Origin of the sequence: Embleya sp. NPDC020630 (assembly GCF_044334985.1) — a bacterium.
Taxonomy (GTDB): Bacteria; Actinomycetota; Actinomycetes; order Streptomycetales; family Streptomycetaceae; genus Embleya.
This window is the reverse complement of the sequence record NZ_JBIRUB010000002.1, coordinates 395,433-421,191: the sequence shown is the minus strand read 5'-3', so window position 1 is coordinate 421,191 and position 25,759 is coordinate 395,433. Positions and strand designations below refer to the sequence as shown.

At 72.9% G+C, this 25,759-nt stretch carries 18 protein-coding genes; 7 read left to right on the top strand and 11 right to left on the bottom strand.

What is annotated here, in order from left to right; translation table 11 throughout:
* Position 1: 1 nt before the first annotated feature.
* The 5 genes from ACH4XV_RS08050 to ACH4XV_RS08030 all read right to left on the bottom strand — a co-directional run bounded on the left by ACH4XV_RS08050 (position 2) and on the right by ACH4XV_RS08030 (position 9,533).
* Complete coding sequence (locus ACH4XV_RS08050; RefSeq protein ID WP_395787610.1) at positions 2–1,162, bottom strand: PP2C family protein-serine/threonine phosphatase; 1,161 nt, start codon at positions 1,160–1,162, stop codon at positions 2–4.
* Between the two features lie 116 nt (positions 1,163–1,278).
* Positions 1,279–4,767 (bottom strand): UvrD-helicase domain-containing protein, encoded by a 3,489-nt coding sequence (locus ACH4XV_RS08045; RefSeq protein ID WP_395787608.1) that lies wholly within the window; start codon positions 4,765–4,767, stop codon positions 1,279–1,281.
* Between the two features lie 71 nt (positions 4,768–4,838).
* Positions 4,839–5,555 (bottom strand): hypothetical protein, encoded by a 717-nt coding sequence (locus tag ACH4XV_RS08040; protein WP_395787606.1) that lies wholly within the window; start codon positions 5,553–5,555, stop codon positions 4,839–4,841.
* Positions 5,556–5,674: 119 nt separating this feature from the next.
* A complete protein-coding gene (locus ACH4XV_RS08035) occupies positions 5,675–8,920 on the bottom strand; it encodes an ATP-dependent helicase (protein WP_395787604.1) in 3,246 nt (1,081 codons plus the stop codon).
* A 268-nt stretch (positions 8,921–9,188) separates the two neighbouring features.
* Positions 9,189–9,533 carry an MGMT family protein gene (locus tag ACH4XV_RS08030; RefSeq protein ID WP_395787602.1) on the bottom strand — a complete coding sequence of 115 codons (345 nt, stop codon included), beginning with the start codon at positions 9,531–9,533 and terminating at the stop codon, positions 9,189–9,191.
* A 232-nt stretch (positions 9,534–9,765) separates the two neighbouring features.
* On the opposite strand from ACH4XV_RS08030, the gene ACH4XV_RS08025 reads away from it, so the two are divergent.
* Positions 9,766–12,090 carry a YbhN family protein gene (locus ACH4XV_RS08025; protein ID WP_395787600.1) on the top strand — a complete coding sequence of 775 codons (2,325 nt, stop codon included), beginning with the start codon at positions 9,766–9,768 and terminating at the stop codon, positions 12,088–12,090.
* 236 nt (positions 12,091–12,326) lie between these two features.
* On the opposite strand, the gene moeZ is transcribed toward ACH4XV_RS08025, so the two are convergent.
* The 3 genes from moeZ to ACH4XV_RS08010 form a co-directional block, all read right to left on the bottom strand.
* A complete protein-coding gene (moeZ, locus tag ACH4XV_RS08020) occupies positions 12,327–13,508 on the bottom strand; it encodes an adenylyltransferase/sulfurtransferase MoeZ (RefSeq protein ID WP_379994695.1) in 1,182 nt (393 codons plus the stop codon).
* 156 nt (positions 13,509–13,664) lie between these two features.
* On the bottom strand, positions 13,665–15,539 hold the full coding sequence (locus ACH4XV_RS08015; RefSeq protein WP_395787598.1) for a DUF3152 domain-containing protein: 1,875 nt from the start codon (positions 15,537–15,539) through the stop codon (positions 13,665–13,667).
* 10 nt (positions 15,540–15,549) lie between these two features.
* The gene (locus ACH4XV_RS08010; protein ID WP_395788638.1) at positions 15,550–16,407 is read right to left on the bottom strand and encodes an alpha/beta fold hydrolase; all 858 of its coding nucleotides are present in this window, start codon (positions 16,405–16,407) and stop codon (positions 15,550–15,552) included.
* Positions 16,408–16,747: 340 nt separating this feature from the next.
* Between ACH4XV_RS08010 and ACH4XV_RS08005 the strand changes: the two genes are divergently transcribed.
* From ACH4XV_RS08005 to ACH4XV_RS07995, 3 genes are all read left to right on the top strand, one after another.
* A complete protein-coding gene (locus ACH4XV_RS08005; RefSeq protein WP_395787596.1) occupies positions 16,748–16,993 on the top strand; it encodes a hypothetical protein in 246 nt (81 codons plus the stop codon).
* Positions 16,994–17,211: 218 nt separating this feature from the next.
* Positions 17,212–17,850 (top strand): TetR/AcrR family transcriptional regulator, encoded by a 639-nt coding sequence (locus tag ACH4XV_RS08000; RefSeq protein ID WP_395787594.1) that lies wholly within the window; start codon positions 17,212–17,214, stop codon positions 17,848–17,850.
* 175 nt (positions 17,851–18,025) lie between these two features.
* Positions 18,026–18,256: a DUF3107 domain-containing protein gene (locus tag ACH4XV_RS07995; RefSeq protein WP_078975545.1), complete on the top strand. Its 231-nt coding sequence runs from the start codon at positions 18,026–18,028 to the stop codon at positions 18,254–18,256.
* Between the two features lie 95 nt (positions 18,257–18,351).
* Here the strand turns inward: ACH4XV_RS07995 and ACH4XV_RS07990 are convergent, their stop codons facing one another.
* Positions 18,352–19,032 (bottom strand): ferritin-like fold-containing protein, encoded by a 681-nt coding sequence (locus tag ACH4XV_RS07990; protein ID WP_379994687.1) that lies wholly within the window; start codon positions 19,030–19,032, stop codon positions 18,352–18,354.
* 429 nt (positions 19,033–19,461) lie between these two features.
* Here ACH4XV_RS07990 and ACH4XV_RS07985 point away from each other — a divergent pair, with 429 nt between their 5' ends.
* From ACH4XV_RS07985 to ACH4XV_RS07975, 3 genes are all read left to right on the top strand, one after another.
* Positions 19,462–21,075 carry a DEAD/DEAH box helicase gene (locus ACH4XV_RS07985; protein WP_395787592.1) on the top strand — a complete coding sequence of 538 codons (1,614 nt, stop codon included), beginning with the start codon at positions 19,462–19,464 and terminating at the stop codon, positions 21,073–21,075.
* Between the two features lie 124 nt (positions 21,076–21,199).
* Positions 21,200–22,093 carry an alpha/beta fold hydrolase gene (locus tag ACH4XV_RS07980; RefSeq protein WP_395787590.1) on the top strand — a complete coding sequence of 298 codons (894 nt, stop codon included), beginning with the start codon at positions 21,200–21,202 and terminating at the stop codon, positions 22,091–22,093.
* 163 nt (positions 22,094–22,256) lie between these two features.
* Positions 22,257–23,324 carry a class I SAM-dependent methyltransferase gene (locus tag ACH4XV_RS07975; RefSeq protein ID WP_395787588.1) on the top strand — a complete coding sequence of 356 codons (1,068 nt, stop codon included), beginning with the start codon at positions 22,257–22,259 and terminating at the stop codon, positions 23,322–23,324.
* A gap of 72 nt (positions 23,325–23,396) precedes the next feature.
* On the opposite strand, the gene ACH4XV_RS07970 is transcribed toward ACH4XV_RS07975, so the two are convergent.
* Positions 23,397–23,825: a universal stress protein gene (locus tag ACH4XV_RS07970; protein ID WP_395787586.1), complete on the bottom strand. Its 429-nt coding sequence runs from the start codon at positions 23,823–23,825 to the stop codon at positions 23,397–23,399.
* A gap of 23 nt (positions 23,826–23,848) precedes the next feature.
* The gene (locus ACH4XV_RS07965) at positions 23,849–25,042 is read right to left on the bottom strand and encodes an MFS transporter (RefSeq protein ID WP_395788636.1); all 1,194 of its coding nucleotides are present in this window, start codon (positions 25,040–25,042) and stop codon (positions 23,849–23,851) included.
* Between the last annotated feature and the right edge of the window lie 717 nt (positions 25,043–25,759).

The following is a 25,759-nucleotide window of genomic DNA, read 5'->3' as shown; positions in this document are numbered from 1 at the left end:
GTCAGGCGCTGAGCCGGGCCCCGCGCAGTTCCTCGTGGCGGGCCACCACCGGGGTGTACTCCAGGAGCACCATCGCCGCGTCGTCCTGAAGCGGTCGGCCCACGTGTCGCTGCACGTCGGCCTCCAGCCGGTCGAGGGTGTCCTCCACGCCGGGCAGCGAATCCGGCGCCCGATCGGGCAGCGGGTAGAACTCGCCGGCCGGGTTGCGCGCCTCGATGATGCCGTCGGTGTACAGCAGCAGCCGGTCCCGCGGCAGCAGCGGCACCCGCAACACCGGCAGGTCGAGCCGGCGCAGGTCCATGATGCCCAGCGGCGGCGTCGGGGTCGGCGGGTCCAGCGCCTGCGCCCGGGCCGCGCGCAGCAGCAGCGGCGCGGGGTGGCCGCAGTTGAGGATGTCCACGCACGCGGGCTCCGGCGGGAAGCCGAGCAGGATCAGCGTGACGAACTCCTCGTCGTTCTCGCCGAGTCGCCGCTCCAGGCTGGCCGAGAGCCGGCGGGCCACGCCGGGCAGGTCCGGCTCCTCGTACGCCGCCTCGCGGAACGCGCTGAGCACGGCGGCGGCGGTGCGCACCGCGCCGAGGCCCTTGCCCCGCACGTCCCCGATCGCCACGCGGATGCCGAACGGGGTGGGCACCACCTCGTACAGGTCGCCGCCGATCCGCGCCTCGGCCGCCGCCGCGCGGTAGCGCACGCCGACGGTGAGCGGGCCCACCGTGCCGGGCACCTGGGGCAGCAGCACCTCCTGGGCCGCCTCGGCCACGCTGCGCACCTCCTCGATGGTGCGCTCCTGCCGCATGCGCACATGTACGCCCAGCCACGCGGTGGTGGTCACCAGCGCGACCGAGACCAGCGTGACGTACGGTTCGCCGCCGCCCCGGCCCTGGCCGAGCGCGGCCAGCGCCACCGAGACCACGGCCGCGACACCGCCGGTGATCAGCGGGCCGCGTGGCGCCGTCTGGGTGAGCCCGGACAGCGCCGGCGCCACCGCGAGAAGCGGACCCACGTGCACGTTCTCCGGGGTCGCGGCAGCCAGCACGACGACCGCGAGGATCACCAGGAAGGGCAGCAGGCGCAGGATCAGGTCGATCACCGGCAGCAGCGGTCGATCACCCGCAACGCCGACGAGCCGCAGTGCCCGCCTCGTCTGTGCTGTTCCGCGCACCGGTGCCGTTTCCCGTCCCGCTCGAAGTTCGCCGTCGTGTCGATCCTCATAAACCATACGAGTGTCGGAATCCGGCCGCATCGGCCCATCCTCACCGTTGCCGGGTTTCCTCCGGATCAACGCGCCGGATCGTCGCCCGGTTCATCGGCTTCCAGGAACAACTGTTCCAATTCGTCCCGGCCGGGCAGCCCTCTGGGCCGGACGAGTTCCCCGGAGCGCACGTAGAGGAAGGCCGCCGATACCTTCTCCAGCGGCACGTCGGCGTATTCGGCCCAGGCCAGCCGGTAGACGGCGAGCTGCAGCGGGTCCGCGTCGTGGACCCGGTTGGTCTTCCAGTCGACCACCTCGAACCCGTCCCCCTCGCGGTAGACCGCGTCGATCCGGCCGCGCACGATCCGGCCGCCGAGGAACAGCTGGAAGGGCGCCTCGACCCGGTGCGGGGCGCGCCGACCGTAGGGCGTGCGCAGAAACGCCTCCTGGAGCGCGAGCAGATCGGCCTCGTCGGTGATCTCCTCGTCGGCCGCGCCCGGCAGGTCGTCGGGTTCGAGCAGCGGGCGCTCGCCGAACAACGACTCGACCCAGGCGTGGAAGCGGGTACCGCGCCGGGCCGCCGGGGCGGGCGGGCGCGGCATCGGCCGGGCCAGCTCGCGCGCGAGCCCGTCGGGGTCGTTGGACAGGCGCAACATCTGGGACGCGGTCAACGTCGCGGGCAGCGGCACCTCGCGCACCCCGGACCGGCCGCGGCGCAGTTCCTCGGCCAGCCGGACCAGGTCCCGGTCCCACGACTCGATCAGGGCCAGCTCGTCCGGGGTCGGCCCCGGGTGGAACCCCGGCGCCGGGCCCTCCACGGCGGGGTGCCCGGCACGCACCTCGTCCACGTGCTCGGCGGCGTCGTCGTGATCGGGCAAGGGCAGCGAGGGGCCGGGGCCGGGCTCGGGCTCGGGTTCCGGCTCGGGGCCCGGGTCGACCGGCGGCGGGGGCTCCTCCTCCGGCGGCGGCGCGTCCTGCTCCGGGTCGTCCGGGACATACGCCTCGTAGACCTCGACGGGCACCTGCTCGTCGTACCCCCGGACCGGCCCGAATTCCGGCTCCACCGACGGATGCTCGGCCGCGTGGTCGACCCGGCGCGACGCCTCGCGCCGGGCCAGCTCCGCGAGTACGGCGTCGGCCGCCCGGCGGCGCTCGATCAGCGCGGTCGCATCCAGCGGCAGCGGCCAGGCGTGCTCGACGACGTCGGCCAGGTGCGGATTGGCCGACTCGGCGGGCTCGGGCGTCCACACCTCGACCGTGCCGTTGCCCGCCAGGCAGTGGTCGCGCAGTCGGGTGAGGAAGTCGGACGGCCCGCGCGGCTTCTTCTGGGTGGGGCCCCACCAGTGTCCGGACCCGATCAGGAGTTGTTTGGGCCGGGTGAAGGTGACGTAGCCCAGCCGCAGCTCCTCGGTCTCCTGGTGCTCGCGCATCGCCGCGTCGAACGCCTTGAAGCCCTTGGGGGTCAGGTCGGGCAACACCGCGAGCGCGGCGGCGTCGCCGCGCAGCGGGTGCGGCAGGGCCCGGCCGTTGGTGATCCACTTGGTCTGCGTGCGCACGCTCGGGAAGACGCCGTCGATCAGTCCGGGGACGGCGACCACCTCCCACTCCAGGCCCTTGGACTTGTGCGCGGTCAGCACCTTCACCGAGTCGCCGGCCGTGGGCAGGCTGCCGTCCAGGCCCTTGTCGTGCTCGGCGGCGGTGCGCAGGAACGCCAGGAACGCGGTCAGCGAGGGATCGCCGTCCAGGTCGGCGAAACCCGCCGCGACGTCCAGGAACGTGTGCAGCGTCTCCCGGCGGCGCGCGGCCAGCGCGCCCGGCGAGGCGGACAGCTCGACCTCCAGGCCGGTGCCCGCGAGCACCCGGTGCAACAGGTCCATCAGCGGCTCGCCCAGGTGCCGGCGCAGATCGCGGATCTCGGTGGCCACCCGGGCGAACCGGCGGCGGGCCTCGGCGGAGAACGGGTAGTGCTCGCCGGGGTCGGCGAGCGCGTCGGAGAGCGAGACCACCTCGGTCGGGTCGATCCCGGCCACCGCCTCCTCCAGACGGGCGTCGGCGTCGTCGGCGCCCGCCCGCTCGACCCGGACCAGTTCCGCGGCCCGGCGCCCGAGCAGGGCCAGGTCGCGCGGCCCGATCCGCCAGCGCGGCCCGGCGAGCAGTCGCACCAGCGCGGAGTTGGCCGTCGGGTCGTCCAGCACCTCGCAGGTCGCCACCAGGTCGGCCACCTCGGGCAGGTGCAGCAGCCCGGACAGCCCGACCACCTCGACCGGGATGTCGCGCCGCACCAGGGCGGCGTGGATGTCCGCGAAGTCGGCGGCGGTGCGGGCGAGCACCGCGACGTCCCCGGCGGTGATCGGGGCGCCGTTCCGGTCCAGGACGGTGCCGATCGCGGTGCCGATCCGGTCCGCGAGCCAGTCGATCTCCTCGGCGTGGGTGGGCAGCAGCGCGGCGACCGTCCAGCCCTCGTGCTCGGCGCCGGGCCCCGCGCGCAGCGCCTCCACCCCGCTCTCGGGGGTGCGCAGCGGCGCCGACAGGTCGTTGGCGAAGCTCAGGATCCGGCCGCCGCTGCGCCGGTTCTCGGAGAGCGAGTAGCGGGCGGCGGGGCTGCCGTCGCGGTGCGGGAAGTGCACCGGGAACTCGTGGATGTTGGCCACCGACGCGCCGCGCCAGCCGTAGATGGCCTGGCACGGGTCGCCGACCGCGGTGACCGGGTGGCCGAGTCCGAACAGGCCCTGGAGCAGCACGCGTTGGGCCACCGAGGTGTCCTGGTACTCGTCCAGGAGCACCACCCGGTAGGTGTCGCGCAGGATCTCGCCGACCTCGGGCCGCTCGCCGGCGATCCGGGCGGCGTAGGCGATCTGGTCGCCGAAGTCGAGCAGGTCGCGCCCGCTCTTGGCACGCGCGTACGCCTCGACCAGTCGGCCCAGGTCGAGCCGGTTGCGGGCCGCGTCGGCGGCCTTGCGGGCGGCGGCGGAGGGTTTGGCGGCGGCCTCCACCTCGGCCACGAAGGCCCGGTCCCACTCCCGCAGCTCCTCGACCGACACCAGGTGCTCGGCCAGTTCGCCGCCCAGGTGCAGCACGGCGGCCACCACGTCGGGCAGCCGGCCGGTGAGCGTGGGGAAGGGGCCGCGGGCGGTGCGGGCGGCGCGGGCGGCGAGCTGGAAGCGGGTCGCGTCGGCGAGCAGCCGGGCCGAGGGCTCCAGGCCGATCCGCAGGCCGTGCTCCTGGAGGAGGCGGCCGGCGAAGGCGTGATACGTGGACACGGTCGGCTCGCCGGCGTCCTCGTCGGCCGGGATCTCGCCGCCGCGCAGTTGCCCGATCGCCTTGCGCACCCGCTGGGCCAGCTCGCCGGCGGCCTTGTTGGTGAAGGTGAGGCCGAGCACCTGGTCGGGCCGGACCTGTCCGGTGCCCACCAGCCACACCACGCGGGCGGTCATCACCGTGGTCTTGCCCGACCCCGCCCCGGCCACGATCACGCCCGGCGCGAGCGGCGCGAGCACCGCGTCCAGCTGCTCCGGGGTGAACGGGATCCCGAGCAGCCGACACAGGTCGTCCGGGTCGGTCAGTACGGCGTGCACCGAGGAAGACTAGCCCCGCACGGCGACACGGACGGTCGCGGTGCGGGGCCGGGGTGCCTCGGGTGCGCCGGTCAGGCGTCCTTGAACTGCCCCTTCAGGTCTTCCTTGGTGAACGACTCGGCCGGAGCGGTGGGCTCGCACTTCTGCTTGCCCTTGGTGAACTTCGCCGTGGCGTTGTTCTTGCCCTCCGACTTGACCATGAACGGGTAGGGCTTGCCCTTCTCCTGGACGTAGAGGGTGGTGGTCTCGCCCTCGTCGTCCTTCTTGCTGAGCGGGATCACCTTCACGCCGTCGATCTTGACCGGCTCACCCTTGGTCACCCCGTCGGTGGAGCCGTCGAAGAAGTCGGTCATGGACGAGACGCCGTCGTCCTCCTCGTCGACCGGGGACTTCAGGTACTTGCCGGCCATCTTCGACACGACCTCGTCGAGCATGCGCTCCGGCACGAACTCGCCCATCATCATCTTCCAGAAGGGCGCCTCGGCCTTCATGTATTGGTCCTTGCCGATGAAGATCACCTCGACACGGTTGCCGTCGATCGTCATCGTGCCCTGCATGTCCGCACCGCTGCGGATGCACAGGTCCATCTCCATCTTCGTTTCCTCGTCCTGCCCGCTGCCGACCATCTTGAAGTCAGGGACCGACTTCAGCAGTCGCTGCGCCTCGTCGGCCAACGCCTTGGCGTCGGTGCCCGCGTTCGACTTCTGCTCCGAGCCGCCGCAGGCGGTCAGGCCGACGAGGGCGAGGGCGACGACGGGGACGATCGCGGCCATGCGTGAAGTGCGCACGAAACTCCTTGATGCGGGACCGGAACCCGGGAGCGGGGTTCCTGCGCACGAGTATGGCGATGGCAAAATCCGCACGTCCCACCACCCCCGCCCGGTATCGCCGGGCATCGGCGATACCGCTACTCGACCGTCATCCGACCTTCCGGACGGGCACTGCAACAGCGGCGGAAATCGCACCGGTCGCAGTGCGATCCCGCGGTCGGGGTGAACCGTTCGCCGATGATCCGACCGGCCACGTCGGCGAGCAGGCCGCCCACCCACGTACCCCCGTCCGGGTCGGGCAGCGGCGGGTCCTGGGCGAGCACCACCGGCTGCCCGGTCTCGCCCTTGTCCGCCGAGCGCAACTGGATCAGCTCGGCGCCGCCGGAGCCGGGCCGGCCGTCGGCGAAGCCGGGCAGGTCGTCGAGCGCCCCGTTGGCGACCGCCACCTGGTACACCGCGAGCTGCGGATGCCCCTCGACCTCGGTCCGGGTCGGCGGCCTGCGGCCGGTCTTGAAGTCCACCACGTACGCGAGCCCGTCCTCGCCGCGCTCGACCCGGTCCATCGAGCCCCGGACCACCACCCGGTACTCCCCCGCGGTCAGCTCGACCTCGAAGCCGTGCTCGGTGGCCGCGACGGTGCGGTGCCGCTCGTTGGTGTGCCAGGACAGGAACCGCTCCAAGGCGGTGCGGGCCTCGTCCTTCTGCTGCTCGGACTGCCACGGCGCGTCGAACGCCAACGCGTCCCACACCCGGTCGAGCCGGTCCATCAGCACCGGCAGTTCCGCCGCGGTGGCACCGGTGCCCACCTCGTCGGCGAGCGCGTGCACCACGTTGCCGAAGCCGAGCGCCGCCGAGCGCGGCGAGTCGGCGTGCACCTCGCTGCCCAGGAACCAGCTCAGCGCACAGTCGCGCACCTTGGCCACGGAACTGCCGGACAGCCGCACCGGGTCCGCCGGGTCCCGGATCGGCACCCCCGGGTCGGTCGGCGCCACCAGGCCCCACCACCGGTCCGGGTGCGCGGCCGGCACCAGCGCGTGGCCCTCGTCGTCACGCAGGTCCGCGAGCGCGGCCAACCGGCGCGCGGCGGCCCGGCGCAGCACGGCCGGCGCCAGCGGATCCACCGCCGCCGAGCGCAACTCGGCCACCAGCGCGGAGGTGGACAGCGGCCGCCGGGGCCGCTCCTTGACCTCCACCGGCGGCACACCCAGCTCCTCCAGGAACCGCGAGGGCTGATCGCCGTCGTCGTAGCTGGAGTCGACCGCGGTCACCACCAGCCGCTCCTGCGCCCGGGTGACCGCGACGTAGAACAACCGCCGCTCCTCGGCGAGCAGCGCGCCGGGCGAGAGCGGCTCGGCCAGCCCGTCCGAGCCGATCCGGTCGGCTTCGAGCAGCGAGCCCCGTCGGCGCAGGTCCGGCCACAGGCCCTCCTGCACCCCGTGCACCACCACCAGGCGCCACTGCAGGCCCTTGGCCCGGTGCGCCGTCAGCAACCGCACCGCCTCGCCGCGCAGCGCGCTGTCGTCGAGGCGGTCGCCCGCGATCTCCTGAGCCTTCAACTCGGCCAGGAAGTTCAGCGCCCCCCGGTGGCCGGCCCGCTCCTCGGCCTTGGCCGCCACCTCGAACAGGGCCACCACCGCGTCCAGATCGCGGTCCGCGTTGCGCCCGGCGGTACCGCCGCGCAACACCGCGCGCTCCAGCCGGCCCGGCCACGGGGTGCCCTGCCACAACTCCCACAGCGCGTCCTCGGTGGTCCCGCCGCCCGCCAGTACCTCGCGCGCCTTGCGGATCAGCAGACCGAGCCGCAGCGCGCCGCCGCCGACCCGCTGCTCTATGCCGACCAGTTGCTCGGGCGCGGCCAGCGCGTCGCGGATCAGCTCGGCCGACGGCCGGGTGCCGGTCACCGTCGCGGCCGACGCGGCGCGCTCCTCGGCCCGCAACGCCCGCCCGAGCAGGCGCAGATCGCCCGCGTCGAGGCCGCCCAGCGGCGACTGCAACAACCCGCGCGCGGTCTCCGCGTCCAGCACGGTCGGGTCCGCCGCCACGTGCAGCGCGGTCAGCAGCGGCGCCACCGCCTGCTCGGCCGCGATCGGCAACTCGTCGCCGGCGATCTCGAGCGGCACACCGGCGGCCGACAACGCCCGGCGCAGGCCCGGGATCGAGCGGGCGCCGGAGCGTACGAGCACGGCCATCCGCCCCCACGGCACGCCGTCCTCCAGGTGCGCGCGGCGCAGGATGTCGGCGGTGTTGTCCAACTCGGCGCCGGGTGTGGGATACGTGTACACCTCGACCCGGCTCGGGTCCTCGGCCCCCGACACCGACGGGATCAGCTCGCGGTGCGCGCGTACCCGATCGGCCGGCAGCCGGCTCAGCGCCATGCGCTGGGTGACCACGCGCGAGGCGGCGAGCAGGCCGGCCGGCGCCCGGCGCGAGGTGCGCAGCACCACGATGTCGGCGGGCTCGCCGTCGGCGCGCGGGAAGCGGTGCGGGAAGTCGAGGATGCCGTTCACGTCGGCGCCGCGGAACGCGTAGATGGACTGGTCCGGGTCGCCCACCGCGATCAGGTCCCGCCCGTCCCCGGCGAGCGCGGCCAACAGGCGCACCTGTGCCGGGTCGGTGTCCTGGTACTCGTCGACGAACACCGCCTTGTAGCGCCCGCGCAAAATCGCGGCGGTCTCCGGCTGCTCGGCCAGCAGCACCGCGCGGTGCACGAGTTCGGCGTAGTCCACCACGCCCTGCGCGTCGATCACGTCCAGGTATTCGGCCAGGAAGTCGGCCGCGGCCCGCCAGTCCCGCCGCCCGGTGTCCTCGGCGAACCGGGCCAGCGCGTCCGGGTCGAGCCCGATCTCGCGGCTGCGCGCGATCACCGCGCGTACCTCGTCGGCGAAGCCGCGGGTGCCCACCGCCGCGCGCAGTTCGGTGGGCCAGGTCAGGCTGCCCTCCTCGACCCCGCCCGCGAGCAGTTCGCGCACGAACACGTCCTGCTCGGGGCCGGTGAGCAGGCGCAGCGGATAACTGAACAACTCGGCCGGCTGGTGCTCGCGCACCAGGGCGTAGCAGAACGAGTGGAACGTGGTCGCGGTCGGCACCGTCACGGTGCGTGCGCCGGCCGCGCGCAGTCGGGCCGTCAACCGGTCGCGCAGTTCCCCCGCCGCCTTGCGGCCGAAGGTCAGGACCAGGATCTCCTCGGGCCGGATCCCGCGCGCGACCCGCTCGGCGACCGCCTCCACGAGCACGGTGGTCTTGCCGGTGCCGGGACCGGCGAGCACGAGCAGCGGGCCGCCCCGGTGCTCGATCACCGCCCGCTGGTAGGCGTCGGGGATCACGGGCGCGGGCGGGGCCACGGGAGTACGCCGCAGCCGGTACGCCGGGGTCGGGGTGGTCATCTGGCCGGGGGTGCCTTCGGGTCGCCGTCGAATCCTGCTGCTGCTCGGGCCGGGCCGGCCGCGTCACACGGGCCGTGCCGGGCGGCGCGCCGGGGCGAACGTCGCCGGGCGCGGCACCGGGTCGCGACCTCGGAGAGGGTGGCCGCGCCCCGGTCGGCAGGGCGCGGCCGTTACCCATCAGATCACATCCGGCTCTCCCGCCCGGGGAGCACACCCGCATCGCGGGTGCCCCGAGCACCGGCACGGCGCCCCGGTTCGTCCCCGATCGTCAGGGAACCGGGGGAAGTTCCGGCTCCTGCGGCACGTCCTCGGGGTCCGGTGTCCAACGCGCCACGGTCATGTCCACCCGCTCGCCGCCGGAGCGCAGCGGGGTGCCCTCGGCCCGGTAGTGCTTCGGCGCGCGCACCGCGTGACTCGGCGGCAGCGAGCCGTCCGCCCGCACCACCCGCCACCAGGGCACCCCGCCGCCGTACAGCGCCATCACCCGGCCGACCTGCCGGGGGCCGCCGTCCTGAAGGGCCTCGGCGATGTCCCCGTACGCCATCACCCGCCCGGCGGGAATGCGCTCGACCAGGTCGAGCACCCGCTCGGCGAAGGGGTTAGGGTCACTCATCCGCACATGGTGACAGAGTCGTCGGACACCCGGTCCGCCGGCCGCCGATCCCCTTTCGGCCGCACTTCGGCGCGGCCGGGCGCGACCCGGGGCACGGGTCGTGGCACCATCGACGCGGCGGTGACGGGTGATACGAGACCATGACGAGACATTCGCGAGGGGTGCCCCCGGGAACGGGCGCGCCCTCGTCGTCGAGCCCTCGCAACCCCTGCGGGTACACCGTTCGTCCGATTTGATCCGAGTCCTGCTCGGCGTGCTCGCCCTGGGCCTGGTCTTCTTCCTGGCCAGTATCGCCCGCCAGACCACCTCGGGCCTGGAATCGGACATCGTGCGCGGCGCGCAGAACAGCACGCCGCACCTGCTGCTCAACCTGTCCGGTGGGGTGTTCGCCGTCGCGGTGCTCGTGGTGCCGGTGGCCTACGGCATCGAACGCCTGATCAGCCGGGACGGGTTGCGGGTCGCCGACGGGGTGATCGCCGCCGCGGCCACCTACCTGGCCTCGCTCGGCCTGGACTGGTGGATCACCGGCCCGGGCCCCGAGGCGCTGCGCGACGCGCTCACCCGTCCGCTGCCGCTGCCGCAGACCGGCTGGACCGATCCGGTGCACGGCTATCTCGCGCCGATCGTCGCCTACGTCACCGCGGTCGGCCTGGTGCGCCGACCGCGCTGGCAACTCGTGGTGTGGACGCTGCTGCTGCTGAACGCGGCGACGGTGCTGGTCGGCGGCTACACCACCCCCGTCGCGCTGCTCACCAGCGTGCTGTTCGGGCGCACCATCGCCTACGCCACGCTGTACGCGGTCGGCCTGCCCAACACCCGCCCGCCGGCCGAGTCGGTGGTCGCCGCGCTGCGCCGGTTCGGCCTGGTCGCGCTGTCGTGCGTACGCACCGACGACGGCCCCGAGGAGACCCGCCGCTACGCGGTCCGGTTGGCCGACGACCGCCTGCTCGACGTGACCGTGCTCGACCGCGACCAGCAGGCGTCCGGCGCGATCTACCGGTTCTACCGGCGGCTGGTGTTGCGCGGGGTCACCCAGCGCCGCACCGTGCTGTCCACCCGGCGCGCGCTCGAACAGGAGTCGCTGATGGCGTACGCGTGCGCCGACGCCGGCGTGCGCGCACCGCGCCTGGTGGCCACCACCGAGGTGGGCCCGGACGCCGCGCTGTTGGCCTACGCGCACGTGCCGGGCCGCACCCTGGACACGCTCGACGACGAGGAGATCACCGACGAACTCCTGGCCCGGGTGTGGCAACTGCTCGGCCTGCTCCAGGCGCACCGGCTCACCCATCGCCGGCTGGTCGCGGAGAGCATCCTGGTGGACGGCTCCGGTGAGCCGTGGCTGGTGGACCTGCGGGCCGGCGAGATCGCGTCGAGCGACCTGGCGCTGCGCATCGACACCGCGCAACTGCTCACCACGGTCGCGCTGCGGGTGGGCGAGGAGCGCGCCGTACACACCGCCGCCGAGGTGCTGGGCGCGGACACCGTCGCCGCGTGCCTGCCGCTGCTGCAAAAGGTCGCGCTCAGCCGCAGCACCCGCTCGGTGCTGCGCAAGGACAAGAACCTGCTCTCCAGGATCCGCGAGCAGATCCTGGAACTGCGCCCCCAGGCCGAGGTCGAGCCGGTGCGTCTGGAGCGGGTGCGCGCGCGCACCCTGGTCTCCGTGGTGGCGAGCGCGTTCGCGGGCTACTTCCTGCTCTCCCAGCTCAGCCACGTCGATCTGGGCGAGATCTTCGCGAGCGCCAACTGGGGCTGGGCGGCGATCGGCCTGCTGGCCGCCTCGCTCAGCTACGTGTGCGCCGCGCTGATGTTGCTGGGCTACGTACCGGAGCGGTTGTCGCTGTATCGCACCACGATGGTGCAGCTCGCCGGCTCGTTCGTGAAGCTGGTCGCCCCGCCGGCGGTCAGCGGCGTCGCGCTGAACACCCGGTATCTGCAAAAGGCCGGGATTCCGCCCACCCTGGCCGCGGCCAGCGTCGGTGTCTCCCAACTCGGCGGACTGGTCTTCCACGTCGGCCTGTTGGCCTTCTTCGGCTACATCGCCGGCACCGCCGAGACGCCGTCCTTCGCGCCGTCCGGCGCGGTGATCGCGGGCCTGCTGGTCGTGGCCCTGGTGACCCTGCTGGTGATGGCCGTACCGCCGCTGCGGCGCTGGATCGTCAAGCAGTTGCGCCAGTTGTTCTCCGGGATCGTGCCGAGGCTGCTCGACGTGCTGCAGACGCCGACCAAGCTGGCGGCGGGCCTGGGCGGCACGGTGTTGCTGACGCTGACCTTCATCCTGTGTCTGGACGCCAGCGTGCGGGCCTTCGGCGGCTCGGCCAACTTCGCCGCGATCGCGGTGGTCTTCCTGGCCGGCAACGCGATCGGCTCGGCCGCGCCCACGCCGGGCGGCATCGGCGCGGTGGAGGCGGCCCTGATCGCGGGCCTGACCAGCACCGCACGCCTGCCGTTCGAAACCGCGACGGCCGCGGTCCTGCTCTACCGCTTCCTGACCTTCTGGCTCCCGGTCCTGCCCGGCTGGCTCGCCTTCACCCACCTACAACGCAAACAGGCAATCTGAGCCCCGGCACCTCCGGCAACCGAATGCTTCCCACGGCCCAAAAGAGTTGCCGCAACCCAAAAACGCCGAACAGGCCAAATTTCAGCCCGTCCGGCGTTTGAGGACACCCGAAACAGCAGGACCGCGAAACAGCACGCACCCGACCAAGCCGAGCCAACTTCCGGCCCGTCCGGCGTTTGAGGTCAACCCCCCGGCCGGAGGCCGGGCAAACGCCACGGCCGTCCGGCCCCGAGGACCTAGTACACCGGCTTCTCCGGCTCGATCTGGTTGACCCAACCGATCACACCGCCACCGAGGTGCACGGAGTCCTTGAAGCCCGCGGCGTGCAACACGGCCAGCACCTCGGCCGACCGCACACCGGTCTTGCAGTTGAGCACGATCCGCTTGTCCTGCGGCATGTCCTCCAGGGCCCGGCCCATCAGGAACTCGTTCTTCGGAACCAGCCGCGACCCCGGGATCTGCACGATCTCGTACTCGCCCGGCTCCCGCACGTCGATCAGGTCGATGTTCTCGCCCGCGTCGAGCCATTCCTTGAGCTGCCGGGGCGTGATCGTGGACCCGAGCGCGGCCTCCTGGGCCTCCTCGGAGACCACACCGCAGAACGCCTCGTAGTCGATCAGCTCGGTGACGGTCGGGTTCTTGCCGCAAACCGCGCACTCGGGGTCCTTGCGGACCTTGACGGTGCGGTAGGTCATCTCCAGCGCATCGTAGATCATCAGCCGGCCGACCAGCGGCTCGCCGATGCCCTGGAGCAGCTTGATCGCCTCGTTGACCTGGATCGACCCGATCGACGCGCACAACACGCCGAGCACGCCGCCCTCGGCGCACGAGGGGACCATCCCGGGCGGCGGCGGCTCCGGGTACAGGCAGCGGTAGCACGGCCCGTGCTCGGACCAGAACACGCTCGCCTGACCGTCGAAGCGGTAGATCGAGCCCCACACGTACGGCTTGTTCAGCAGCACGCAGGCGTCGTTGACCAGGTAGCGGGTGGCGAAGTTGTCCGTGCCGTCGACGATCAGGTCGTACTGCGCGAAAATCTCCATCACGTTGTCGGCCTCGAGCCGCTCCTCGTGCAGGACGACCTCGGTGTACGGGTTGATCTCCTTGACCGAGTCGCGCGCGGACTCGGCCTTCGAGCGGCCGATGTCGCTCTGCCCGTGGATGATCTGGCGCTGGAGGTTGGACTCGTCGACGGTGTCGAACTCGACGATGCCGAGCGTGCCGACACCCGCCGCGGCGAGGTACATCAACGCCGGCGACCCCAGGCCACCGGCGCCCACACAGAGCACCTTGGCGTTCTTCAGCCGCTTCTGCCCGGCCATCCCGACGTCGGGGATGATCAGGTGGCGCGAGTAACGACGGACCTCGTCGACGGTCAGCTCGGCGGCCGGCTCGACCAGAGGTGGTAGCTGCGACACGGAAACTCCGATGGTCGGACTGTCTAATCTCGGCTCTTTTCCTACCGCAACAGTGTCACGCTCGTCCCGATTCCCGGGCAGCGGGTCCGGTCCGTGAGATGCGCGTGCGGCAGTGCCGCCGAGCACCCGCGAGGGCGCCCGGCGGACCGGATCCGACTACCTGGTGAGCTTGCCCGACGGGTACGGCCACGGGTTGGCCTCGCAGGTCTCACCCTTCATCGCGCCCTCGCTCGCGACCCGGGTCTTGGTCTGCTGCATCATCACCGGAGCCAGGCCGGCCCCGATGCCGCCCGCGCCGCACGCCTTCTCGTGGTTGTGCCCGAGCCGGTGGCCGACCTCGTGGTTGATCAGCATCTGCCGATAGCCGACGATGTCGTCGCCGTAGGCGGTCGAACCCTGGGCCCAGCGCCAGGCGTTGATCATCACCCACCGGGTGCCGTACGCGTCGCAGGAGACGTTGTCCTCGCTGGTGTCGCCGACCAGGGGGCTGCACGTCTTGTGCACCGTCCCCGGGCTGGCCAGCCGCACCACGAAGTCCGCCTTCGGCGAGTTGTCGGTGCGCTCGAAGGTCAGCCCGCCGCTCGCCCAACTGCGCTTGTCGTTCAGCGTCCTCTGCACCGTGGTGGCGAACAGTTCGCCGTCGAGTTGCAGGCCCTGCTCGATCTCCACCGCGTAGGTGTACTTGCGCCCCGGGCCGGGGGCGGCCTCCTTGCCGGGCACGGTGTCGAACTTGTTGCCCAGTCCCAGCTTCGGGTCCAGCGGGAAGCGCAGGGTGAGCTGGTCGGTGGTGGTCGGCGACTGGGGCGTGGGCAACGGCAGCGCGGAGGCGCTGCCGGGGGCGACCGGGTCCCGCTCCGAACCCCGCGAGGCGGCCTGGTCGGTGGGCCGGTGGCCCGCGCCCGGCGCGGCCTGGTCGTCGCCGGACGCCTGGGTCGAGGTGCCCTCGTCGGGCATCTGCAGCACGACCGCGCCGGCGAGTACCGCGCCGGTCACCACCACGCCGCCCGCCGCGACCAGCGTGCGCCGTCCCTTGCGCGGCGCGGGCCGGTTCGCCTTGCGGGTCTGCGCGCGACCTCGCGGCGGGGCGTTGCCGGTGTCCGGCTCGAAGCCGTGCTCCGGCTCGGGTTCGACGTGCGGGGGCGGCGGGTCGGCGAAGTCGTCGCCCGGCTCGGTCGCGAACGAGAGTTGTTCCAGGTCGAGTTCGGGTCCCGAGCCGACCCACGACTCGGCCTCCATCGCGTACTGCCCCACCCCGGGCGGATCGACCTGCGCGGGCTCCGCGGGAAGGTCGTAGAGCGCGTCGACCGGCGGATCCTCGACCGGCGCCACGACCGGGTACGCGCCCGAGGTGTCGTAGCCGTAGCCGACGAAGCTCTGCGGCTCGAACGTGGTGGTGTCGTAGGTCGGCGCGGCGGGCGTCTCGACCGCGGCGTGCATCCCGCTCTGGTAGGCGTCCGCGGCGTACAGGTCGTTGGCGTAGCCCACAGCCGCGTAGCCGCCCGTGGCGTAGCCGTCGCCGCCGAAGGACCCGGTGTCGAACGTGCCCGTGTCGAACGCGGGCGCGCCGAACGTGTCGGTGCCGTACCCGCCGGCCGCGAAACCCTGCGCGGGGTAGCCGCCGGTCCGCGGCTGCGCGTCGTAGGGCTCCAGCGGGTCGTCCCAGTGCGCGGGCGCGCCGGGCATCGTCCCGGCCGCCACCCAGGTGCCGGAGTCGACCGCCGGCGCGGGGTGCTCCCAGCCGTGCTGCACGGCCTCGTAGCCGTAGGACCCGGTGTGCTGCCCGTCGGTGGGATATCCGCCGTAGCCCTGGTCCACGGGGTACCCGTGGTAGCCGGTGTCCTGCTCGGCGTACCCGGAGGCATACGACGTGTCGGTCGGGCCGGCGGCCCAACCGCCGCCGTATCCGCCCTCGTGGACCTGTCCGTAGTCGCCCTGCTGCGGCACCGCCGCGTAGCCGCCGGAGAGTCCGTCGTCCGGCAGTTCCTCGCCGCCGTACTGCACGCTCGTCTGCACGCCCGAATGACGTCCCATGTGTCTGCGTTCACCCCACCACGTTCGACGGCGAGAGGGCCCCGTCGAGTAGTTCGCGGAAACCCCGGGCCACCACGCGGGGGTGTTCGAGCATGGCCACGTGCCCGGAGTCGGGCACCACGAGCAATCGGGCGTCGGGGAAGGTCTCGGTGGCCCGCTTGGCCATCCGTGGGTCGACCAGTCGGTCCCGACGACCGTAGACGAGCAGCGTCGACGCCCGCACCTCGGCCGCCTGCCGCCACAGCGCCCGGCTGCCGCGCTCCAGGTAGGCCCCGATCACCGATCGGGTCGAGTGCGAGAACGCGTCCATCATGTACGGGAGTTCGAGCCGGCGCCGATACTCGGCCGCGGCGTCGGCGAAGGCCTTCTCGCCGACCGCGCCCGGGTTGCCGTACATCATCGCGATCGACATCCGGGTGCGTTCCTCGGGTGTCATGTTCCGACTGATCCGCAACAGCGCGCGGCCCACGCCGGGCACTCCGAGCAGCGCCGTGGGCACCACCGACGGGCGCACCCGCAGGTCCGGCAGCGCGGGCGAGATCAGGGTCAGCGTGCGGACCAGGTCCGGCCGCCGGGCGGCGAGCCGGGTGGCCACCGCCCCGCCCATCGAGTTGCCGAACAGATGTACCGGGCCCTTGCGCAGCGACAGGATCGCGCCCTCGACCGCACGACAGTGCGCGGAGATCGAGTAGTCGCCGTTGCGCGGCGGCGCGGAGTATCCGAATCCGGGGAGGTCGATCAGCTCCACGGAAAGATCCGACCGCAGTTCGGCGGCGAGTTCCGTCCAGTTCAGCGACGAACCGCCGAGCCCGTGGATCATCATCGCGGGCGGCAGGTCGGCGTCGCCGAGCGCGTCGCGGCGCACCACGACCTCGCTACCGCTCCCGACCTCGACCGTTCGCGCAGGCCAGGGCGTCGGGTCGGCGTCGCTTGCGGGGCTCAGGGTCGTCACGGTGGGCAATATTACGAGATGATCACTGGGACGGAAGGGGTGATGCCCCGACCGTCTTCGCTCGACAGGGTGGTCTCGGTGCCTTTGCCCGGTTTCATGACGTCACTCTAAACGCTTCCCACATCACGTTTCGACATCGATCCCTGAAGTGCGGCAGCGTTTTCGAGGCGGATCATGGACATGCGGGGTCTGCGCAGACTCACGGAGACATGCGGGAACACCGAATACCGGCGGACCGCACGGGCAGGGAGGCCGTATGTACGGAATCGACGATACCCCCGAGTTCCAGGACGTCACGCTCGGTGACGCCAACGTGTCCGACGAAACGGTCGCCGACCCCGAGATCCCGGTGCCCGACGCGGTGGAGCAGCAGACCACCGTGGCGGCGGACGACGGGGACGAGGAGCCCGTTTGGGAGCCGGTGCCCGACGGGGTGGATCCCGCGGACGCCACCGAACAGCGCCGCGGGGTCGGGCACGCGGAGGACGAGGACTACCGCTGACCACCCCGATCACCCTGCCGACCGGGGCTCGCGCGGGCGGTCCGCGCACCTCACGCGCCCCCTTGCGAGGGGTGTCGAAGGCGCGGGATCCTGTTTCGTTGCGCCACGAAACTTACGCCCTGGGTTACCCGAAAGTAGGATGACGTGGTGGAAAGACCCGCCGGATCACCGAACCATCCGGTGTCCGCGACACGTTGAGCGACACCTTGAGGAGCCCCGTGACAGCCATCCAGGATGCGGACCCCCGTCCTCGCGGCACCCGGCTGCCCCGGCTCGCGCGCAGAACGCAACTCCTCGGCGCCGCCCAGGAAGTTTTCGTCAAGCAGGGCTACCACGCCGCCGCGATGGACGACATCGCCGAATGCGCCGGCGTCAGCAAGCCCGTGTTGTACCAGCACTTCCCCGGCAAGCTGGAGCTGTATCTGGCGCTGCTCGACCAGCACTGCGAGGCGCTGTTCGCGGCGGTTCAGCGGGCGCTGGAGTCGACGCACGACAACAAACTGCGGGTCGCCGCCACGGTCGACGCCTACTTCGCCTTCGTCGACGACGACGGCGGCGCGTTCCGGTTGGTCTTCGAATCGGACCTGACCAACGAGAGCGCCGTGCGCGAGCGGGTGGAGCGGGTCAGCGAGATGTGCGCCGACGCGGTGAGCAAGATCATCGCCGAGGACACCGGCCTCGGTCAGGAGGAGTCGATGCTCCTGGCGATCGGGCTGACCGGCATGGCGCAGGTCACCGCGCGCTACTGGATCGCGCGCGGCGCGACCATCCCGCGCGACGCCGCGTCGCAGCTGGTGTCGTCGCTGTCCTGGCGCGGCATCTCCCGCTTCCCGCGCAAGGACGACCCGGCGCACTGAGCGGGCGGACCTGCGGATACGGGCGCCGGGCGATCTTGTTCCCGTGCGGCGTTCGCGTTGGGCGTACCCGTCATGGCGTTCGGTGACCCCGGCTCTCGACTAGCCTGCTGGGGAGGGTACGGCCCGCGAGTCTCGCGGCGCCGATCTCCAGAATTTCAAGGCCGGAGGGACAGCCGTGGAGATCAAGATCGGCGTACAGCACGCCGCGCGGGAACTGGTGCTGGAGAGCACGGACAACCCGGAGGACGTCGAGCGAGCCATCGCCGACGCGCTGTCGGGCGAGTCCGCACTGCTGTCCCTGACGGACGAGAAGGGCCGCCGCGTGATCGTGCCGGCCAAGCACCTGGCCTATGTCGAGATCGGCGAATCCTCGGCCCGCAAGGTCGGCTTCGGCGCCAACGCCTGAGCACGGGTGCCGCACGCGGCACCGCACGAGCCCGAGGGTGGGCGATCCGAGCGCGGATCGCCCACCCTCGGGCTTTGTCCTGACCGGCGCCCGAGTCAGGAGGCCAGGCCCAGGGCGGCCATGCGCCGCTGGTGCGCCTCGGTGATCCGGTTGAACATCCGGCCGATCTCGGCCAGGTCGAAGCCGGGGCCGGCCCCGCCGCCGATCAGCATCGTGGACAACACGTCCCGCTCCGCGGCGACCCGCTGGGCCTGGCTGAGCGCCTCGCCCATCAGCCGCCGCCCCCACAGCGCGAGCCGGCCCGCCACCTTGGGGTCGCGCTCGATCGCCGAGCGCACCGCGTCCACCACGAACGCCGAGTGCCCGGTGTCCCGCTGCACCTCGACGATCAGATCCCGGCTGACCTCGTCCAGGTGCGCGGCGACCTCACGATAGAAGTCGGCCGCGATCCCGTCCCCCACGTACGCCTTGACCAGGCCCTCCAGCCAGTCGGCGGGGGCGGTGTGCACGTGGAACTCGTCCAGCGGCGCGATGAAGGGGTCCATCGCCCGCGCCGGGTCCGCGCCGAGCGCGGCGATGCGATCACGCAGCAGGGTGAAGTGCTGGAACTCGGCGACCGCCATCGCGGCCAGCGCGGCCTTGTCCTCCACGGTGGGGGCCATCTTGGCGTCCTCGGCCAGCCGCTCGAAGGCGGTGATCTCGCCGTACGCGAGCACGCCGAGCAGTTCGATCACGGCCGCCCGCATCTCCCCCGTCGGCTCCGTACCCTCGCTCATGCCCACCCCTTCGCTCGTGGTCCCCCGGGCCGTGCGGCCCGATGTGCACAAGTACGCAGCGTAGTGAGCGCACCGCGGTCACGTGGGCGCCAGGTCCGGGCGGAGTCGCCCATCTCCGGACAAGCAGTAATGAGCATCACCCCACCGGCCGCACGTCGGCGGGTACAGTGGTAGTGAACGCGGATGCCCGGTCGGAGGACGACTGGCTCCGACCGACCCGCTCGGGTGGCCGCCCGAAGGCGAGAGGTCCCGTGCCGCGCCCCGCTTTTTCGATGGGCGCCTCGGTCTCGACCCGCTTTCGGTACTGACGGCCCCCACCACACAGAAGAGGCTGGACCCCTGACAACTTTTCGCGAACTCGGAGTACTTTCGGAGACGGCCGAGGCGCTGGAAGCGCTCGGCATCGTCGAGGCTTTCCCCGTCCAGGAGATGACCCTTCCCGTCGCGCTCTCGGGCAATGACGTGATCGGCCAGGCCAAGACCGGGACCGGCAAGACCCTCGGTTTCGGCATCCCGCTGCTGCAGCGCATCGTGGTGGCGGCCGACATCGAGGCGGGCCGCGCGCCCGCCGGCACGGTTGCCGGCCGCACCCCCCAGGCCCTGGTCGTGGTCCCCACGCGCGAGCTGTGCGTGCAGGTGACCAACGACCTCCAGGCCGCGGGCAAGCTGCGCAACGTGCGGGTGCTCGCCGTCTACGGCGGCCGGGCGTACGAGCCGCAGATCGACACCCTCAAGAAGGGCGTCGACGTGGTCGTCGGCACCCCCGGTCGACTGCTCGACCTGGTCGGACAGGGGCACGTGAACCTGTCCGAGGTCAAGATGCTGGTCCTGGACGAGGCCGACGAGATGCTCGACCTGGGCTTTTTGCCCGACGTCGAGAAGATCGTCGAGCGGCTGCCCGCCCGCCGCCAGACGATGTTGTTCTCGGCCACCATGCCGGGTCAGATCATCACCCTGGCGCGCCGCTACATGAGCCGCCCCACGCACATCCGCGCCTCGGAGCCGGACGACGCGGGCGCCACCGTCAAGTCGGTCCAGCAGCGCGTCTACCGCGCGCACGGCCTGGACAAGCCCGAGCTGATGGCCCGGGTCCTGCAGGCCAACGGGCGCGGCCTGGTCATGGTGTTCTGCCGGACCAAGCGCACCGCGGCCGACCTGGCCCAGGGCCTGGCCGAGCGGGGCTTCGCCTCCGCCGCCGTGCACGGCGACCTCGGCCAGGGCGCGCGCGAGCAGGCGCTGCGCGCGTTCCGCAACGGCAAGGTGGACGTGCTCGTGGCCACCGACGTCGCGGCCCGCGGGATCGACGTCGAGGGTGTCACCCACGTGGTGAACTACCAGTGCCCCGACGACGAGAAGACCTACCTGCACCGCATCGGTCGCACCGGCCGCGCGGGTGCCTCCGGCACCGCCGTGACGCTGGTCGACTGGGAGGACATCCCGCGCTGGAGCCTGATCAACAAGGCGCTGGACCTGGGCTTCGCCGACCCGGTGGAGACCTACTCCACCTCTCCGCACCTGTTCACCGACCTGGACATCCCCACCACCGTGGGCAGCGTGCTGCCGCGCGCCGACCGCACCCGTGCGGGGCTGGGCGCGGAGGACGTCGAGGACCTGGGCGAGACCGGCAAGAACAGCCGGGGCGGGTCGGGCCGCAAGGGCGGCGCGGGCGGGCGGAGCCGGAGCGGTCCGGCCGCGTCCGGTCCCTCCACTGCCGGGCCGGCCGCGGCCGACGCCGAGTCGAGCGAGCCCAGCCGCCGTCGGGCGCCCGGGTCGCGACGGCGGCGTCGGGTCAACGGCGCGGAGGCCGGGGAGGCCGTGGCCACGGCCGTGGCGACCGGCACGGCGCCGAGCGTGGCCGCCGAGTCGACCGGCGCGCCGGTCGCGGCCTTCGTCGAGCCGACCGCGGTGATCGTCCCGGCCCCCGCCGACGGTGGGGCGGACGCGGACGGTGACGGCGAGCGGGCGCCTCGGCGTCGCCGCCGGCGCACCCGGCGTCGTCCCGAGGGCGCCGAGGCGGGCGCGGTCGCGACCGACGAGGGCTGAGTTCGACGAGAGGCGGCGGCCCCGGCCGCTCGTACGACGGCCTCCGGTGTGGAGTGTGGACGATCACGTCCGCGCTTCGCGGCGGGGGCCGTCGTCGTACCTGCGGATAAGTAGGCTCGACGGCGTGAGTACGCCACGCTTTCTGACCTTGCCCGGGACCGTCCGCTCCCGTCGCCTGGCGACCGGGCGCGGACGATTCGCCGTCCTGGAGTCCACCCCGCCGGCCGCCGGACCGAGGCCGGGCACCGCCGTGCTCGTGCCCGGGTTCACCGGCAGCAAGGAGGACTTCATCGCGCTCGGCGAGCCGCTGGCCCGGCGCGGCTTCCACACGGTGGCCGTGGACCAACGCGGACAGTACGAGACCGAGGGCCCGGACGACCCGGCGGCGTACACCCGCGACGCGCTGGTCGACGACGTGCTCGCGATCGCGGACGCGGTGGCCCCGGGCGAGCCCATCCACCTGGTGGGGCACTCCTACGGCGGCCTGGTGTGCCGATCGGTGGCGCTGCGCGCGCCGGAACGGCTGGCCTCGCTGACCCTGATGAGCACGGGTCCGGCGGCGATCTGCCCGCCCGAGATCGAGCGGCTGCTGCTGCTGGAGGACGTGCTGCCGGTGCTCACCCGCCAGGAGGTGTGGGCGGCGATGCAGGCGGTCGAGCTGGAGGCCGGCCTGCTCCCGCCCACCGATCCGGCGATCGCCGCGTTCCTGCACGCCCGCTGGCTGGGCACCGTCCCGGCGGGCCTGCTGGCCATGGCCGAACAGTTGCGCTCCGAGCCCGACCTGGTCGCCGACCTTGCCGCGGTCGTCGCGGCCGGCCTGCCCGCGCTGGTGGTCTCCGGCGTCGAGGACTACGCCTGGCCGGTCCCCTGGCAGGCCGAGATGGCCGAGCGTCTGGGTGTCCCGCACGTGGCGATCCCGGGCACCCACCACTCCCCGAACGTGGAGGCCCCGGGCGCCACCGCGGCGGCGCTGGCGGACTTCTGGACGGACGCGGCGGTGTACGCGGATCGGGCCTGATCCGGGGCGACGTCCCTCGGCTCGCCGGCGGGCCGAGGGCCCCGATCGACCAGTGTCCGGCTCGGTGGGATCGGGCGTAGCGCGGCAAAGGAGACCTTTCTCCCCTACGGGCGTCGCCCGTGCCCGGGGCGGCTTCCGTCGAGCCGACCGATCGGGAGTTGCCATGACCGTCCTCGATGTCGATCCCGCGCGACAGGAAGCCTTCGCGGGACGCCTGCTCACCATCCTCGACGACGACTGTCTGGCCTTTTTGACCAGCGTCGGCCATCGCACCGGGCTGTTCGACACGATGGCCGCGATGCCGCCCGCGACGAGCGAGGAGATCGCCCGGGCCGCCGGGCTGGTCGAGCGCTACGTGCGCGAGTGGTTGGGCGGCATGGTCACCGGCGGGTTCGTCGAGTACACCCCGGAATCCGGCACGTACCGGCTGCCGCCGGAGCACGCGGCCTCGCTGACCCGGGCCGCCGGGGCGGAGAACTTCGCCGGCTTCACCCAGTACCTGGCGCTGATGGGTGAGGTCGAGGAGCAGGTCGTGACGGCGTTTCGTCGCGGTGGCGGGGTGCCGTACTCGGCCTATCCGCACTTCCAGGCGCTCCAGGCCGAGGAGTCGGGCCGGGTCTGGGACGCGGCCCTGGTGGCGGGTGTGGTGCCGCTGGTGGACGGTCTCGGCGAGCGGCTGGCGGCGGGAATCGATGTGCTGGACGTGGGGACCGGCCAGGGGCACGCGGTCAACGTACCGGCCCAGGCGTTTCCACGCAGCCGGTTCCGCGGCGTGGACATCTCCGTCGAGGGCATCGCCGCCGCCCGCCGCGAGGCGGAGCGAATGGGGCTGTCCAACACGGAGTTCGTGGTGGTCGACGCGGCCGAACCGCTCGGCTCGTACGACCTGATCACCGCGTTCGACGTGATCCACGATCTGGCCCGGCCGACCCGCACGCCGGCCGCGATCGCCGAGGCGCTGCGTCCGGACGGGGTGTTCCTGATGGGCGAGATCGCCGCGTCCAGCCGGCTGGAGGAAAACCTCGAACACCCGCTGGGACCGGTGTTGTACACCTTCTCCGTCTTCTACTGCATGACCGTCTCGCCGGCCGAGGGTGGCGAGGGCCTGGGCACGGTCTGGGGCGAGCAGGCGGCCCGGGCCAAGCCGGCCGAGGCGGGCTTCACCGACGTGCGGGCCCGCTCCCTGGAGGGCGACTTCCTGAACGTGTACTTCGTGGCCCGCAAGGATTGAGCCGGGAGTCGAGCCGGGAAGAGTCGAGCCCGGACGCCGACCTTCGGCATCCGGGCCCTGTGGGGTGTGCGATCAGGGAATCAGCAGCACCGGGCAGACCGAGCGGTGCGCAACCGTGTCGCTGACGCTGCCGAGGAAGAGACTGGCCACGCCGCCGTGTCGGCGGGCACCCAGGATCAGCAGGTCGGCGCCGAAGGCGCGGGCCTGGTCGAGGACCGCGTTCGGCACGTCGCCGCGCACGGTTTCCTCGGTCCAGCCCTCGACGTTGGCGACGCCGGCCGCCTTGAGCGTGTCGACGGCGTCGGTGACCACCTTGACCGCGGCGTCGGCGGTCTCGTCCTCGACCACGCCGCCGACCCCGCCGCCATCCACCACGTCCAGGGTCTGCACGTGCAGGACGCGGACGGCCGCGCCGAGCGCGCCGGCGAGTCGGGCGGTGTGCGCCAGGACGTCGTCGGCCTCGGGGGTGGAGTCGACGGCGACCAGAATGCGCTCGTACATGTCGTGCACTTCCTTCTATCGGTTCAGGCGGTGGCCGGAACGGGCCGGGGGGTGTTCAGCGATGCCGCGTCGGCGGCGGTGTCGGTGTCGCGGTGGTCGACCCCTGCGAGCATCCGGCGGGCGCCGAACAGCACGGCGGCGGCGACCACACAGGCCCCGCCGGCGACCAGGAACGGCACGTGCACGTTGAAGTGCTCCTCCAACTTGGGCGCCAGGAACGGCGCCGCCGCGGCGGCGAACCAGCGGACGAAGTTGTATCCCGCGCTCGCCACGGGTCGCGGCGAGTCCGAGACTTCGAGCGCCAATTCGGTGAACACCGTGTTGTTTATACCGATGAAGGCGCCTGAAACGATGACACCGGTCACAACGACCGGGGTCGAGCCGTACGCGAGCACCACCAGGTCCGCGGCGAACAGCAGCAGACTCGCGGCGGCCACGTTCGCCGAGCCGAACCGGGCCTGCAGTCGCGGGGCGACCAGGACCGAGCAGACGGCGAGCAGGACACCCCACGCGAAGAACACCGCGCCGCTGCGGTAGGGGCTCATGTTCAGCACGAACGGGGTGAACGCGAGCACCGTGAAGAAGCCGTAGTTGTAGAAGAAGGCACCGGCGGCGGTGGTCGCCAGCCCCTTGTGTCCGAGCGCCTTGAGCGGATCGAGCAGACCGATCTTGCGCACGGGCCGGGGTTGTTCCCGCAGCAGCCCGACGATCAGCGCGAAGCCGATCGCCATCAGCGCGGCGGTGCCGTAGAACGGGTAGCGCCAACTGGCGTCGCCGAGCACCGCGCCGAGCAGCGGGCCGCAGGCCATGCCGAGCCCGAGCGCCGATTCGTAGAGCAGGATCGCCGCGGCCGAACCACCGCTCGCCGCACCGACGATGACGGCGAGGGACGTGGACACGAACAGCGCGTTGCCCAGCCCCCAGCCGGCCCGGAAGCCGACCAGCTCGCCGACCGAGTCCGAGGTGCCGGCGAGGCCGGCGAAGATCACCACGAGGGCGAGGCCGAGCAGGAGCGTGCGTCGCCCGCCGATCCGGCTGGAGACGAATCCGGTCACCAGCATGGCCACCGCGGTGATCAGGAAGTAGCTGGTGAACAACAGCGAGACCTGGCTCGGCGAGGCGTCCAGCCCCTTGGCGATCGAGGGCAGGATCGGATCGACCAGCCCGATCCCCATGAACGCCACGACGGCGGCGAACGCTGTGGCCCACACGGACATGGGCTGTTTGAGGATTCCGGGCTTCGGGGTGGTGTGGTCGGCCTGGGCTTCGCCCCGGGTCGGCGCGCCTTCGGGATGGGACCGCATCCGAGACCTCCGAACAGTGTTTGTTAGCTCAGCTAATAAATGTACCCTACACCCATCTTGCCACGAGGCGGGGCGCGCGGGGGCCGACGGCGGGGTGCCGGGCGCGGGGCGCGGGAGGCCGGGCGCGGGGCCAGGTGCCGGGTGCCGGGTGCGGGGGCAGCCGGGGCGGCGAGGGCCGGGCCAGGCGCCGGGCGCGGAGCGCGGCGGGGCGGTCGGGACGGCGGGGGGCCAGGCCGGACGCCGGGCGCGGGGCGCGGGCGCCGGGGGCCGGGCCAAGCGCCGGGCGCGGGCGGCGATCGGGGTGGCGGGGGCCGGGCCAAGCGCGGGGGCGGGGTGCCGGGCGCGGGGGATGGCGGGGTGCCGGGCCCGGCGGCGGGGCGGCGGGGGCCGGGCCGGGCGCGGGGCGGGGGCGGACCAGGTGCGGCGGGGGTGGCGGGGCCGGACTAGGCGCCGGGTGCGGGGGCGGCCGGGGCGGCGGCGGGCCAAGCCGGACGCCGGGTGCGGGCGGCGGGGGCCGGGCCAAGCGCCGGGCGCGGGCGGCGATCGGGGCGGCGGGGGCCGGGCTAGGCGCCGGGCGCGGGGGCCGGGCCAGGTGCGGCGGGGGGCGGGGTCGGGTGCGGGGGTGGCCGG

Bases quoted from the DNA above. Each gene is read 5' to 3' on its own strand.
- ACH4XV_RS08035 (WP_395787604.1), bottom strand. From the start codon at position 8,920: ATGACCACCCCGACCCCGGCGTACCGGCTGCGGCGTACTCCCGTGGCC.
- ACH4XV_RS08030 (WP_395787602.1), bottom strand. From the start codon at position 9,533: ATGAGTGACCCTAACCCCTTCGCCGAGCGGGTGCTCGACCTGGTCGAG.
- ACH4XV_RS08015 (WP_395787598.1), bottom strand. From the start codon at position 15,539: ATGGGACGTCATTCGGGCGTGCAGACGAGCGTGCAGTACGGCGGCGAG.
- ACH4XV_RS08005 (WP_395787596.1), top strand. From the start codon at position 16,748: ATGTACGGAATCGACGATACCCCCGAGTTCCAGGACGTCACGCTCGGT.
- ACH4XV_RS07990 (WP_379994687.1), bottom strand. From the start codon at position 19,032: ATGAGCGAGGGTACGGAGCCGACGGGGGAGATGCGGGCGGCCGTGATC.
- ACH4XV_RS07985 (WP_395787592.1), top strand. From the start codon at position 19,462: ATGACCCTTCCCGTCGCGCTCTCGGGCAATGACGTGATCGGCCAGGCC.
- ACH4XV_RS07975 (WP_395787588.1), top strand. From the start codon at position 22,257: ATGACCGTCCTCGATGTCGATCCCGCGCGACAGGAAGCCTTCGCGGGA.
- ACH4XV_RS07970 (WP_395787586.1), bottom strand. From the start codon at position 23,825: ATGTACGAGCGCATTCTGGTCGCCGTCGACTCCACCCCCGAGGCCGAC.
- ACH4XV_RS07965 (WP_395788636.1), bottom strand. From the start codon at position 25,042: ATGTCCGTGTGGGCCACAGCGTTCGCCGCCGTCGTGGCGTTCATGGGG.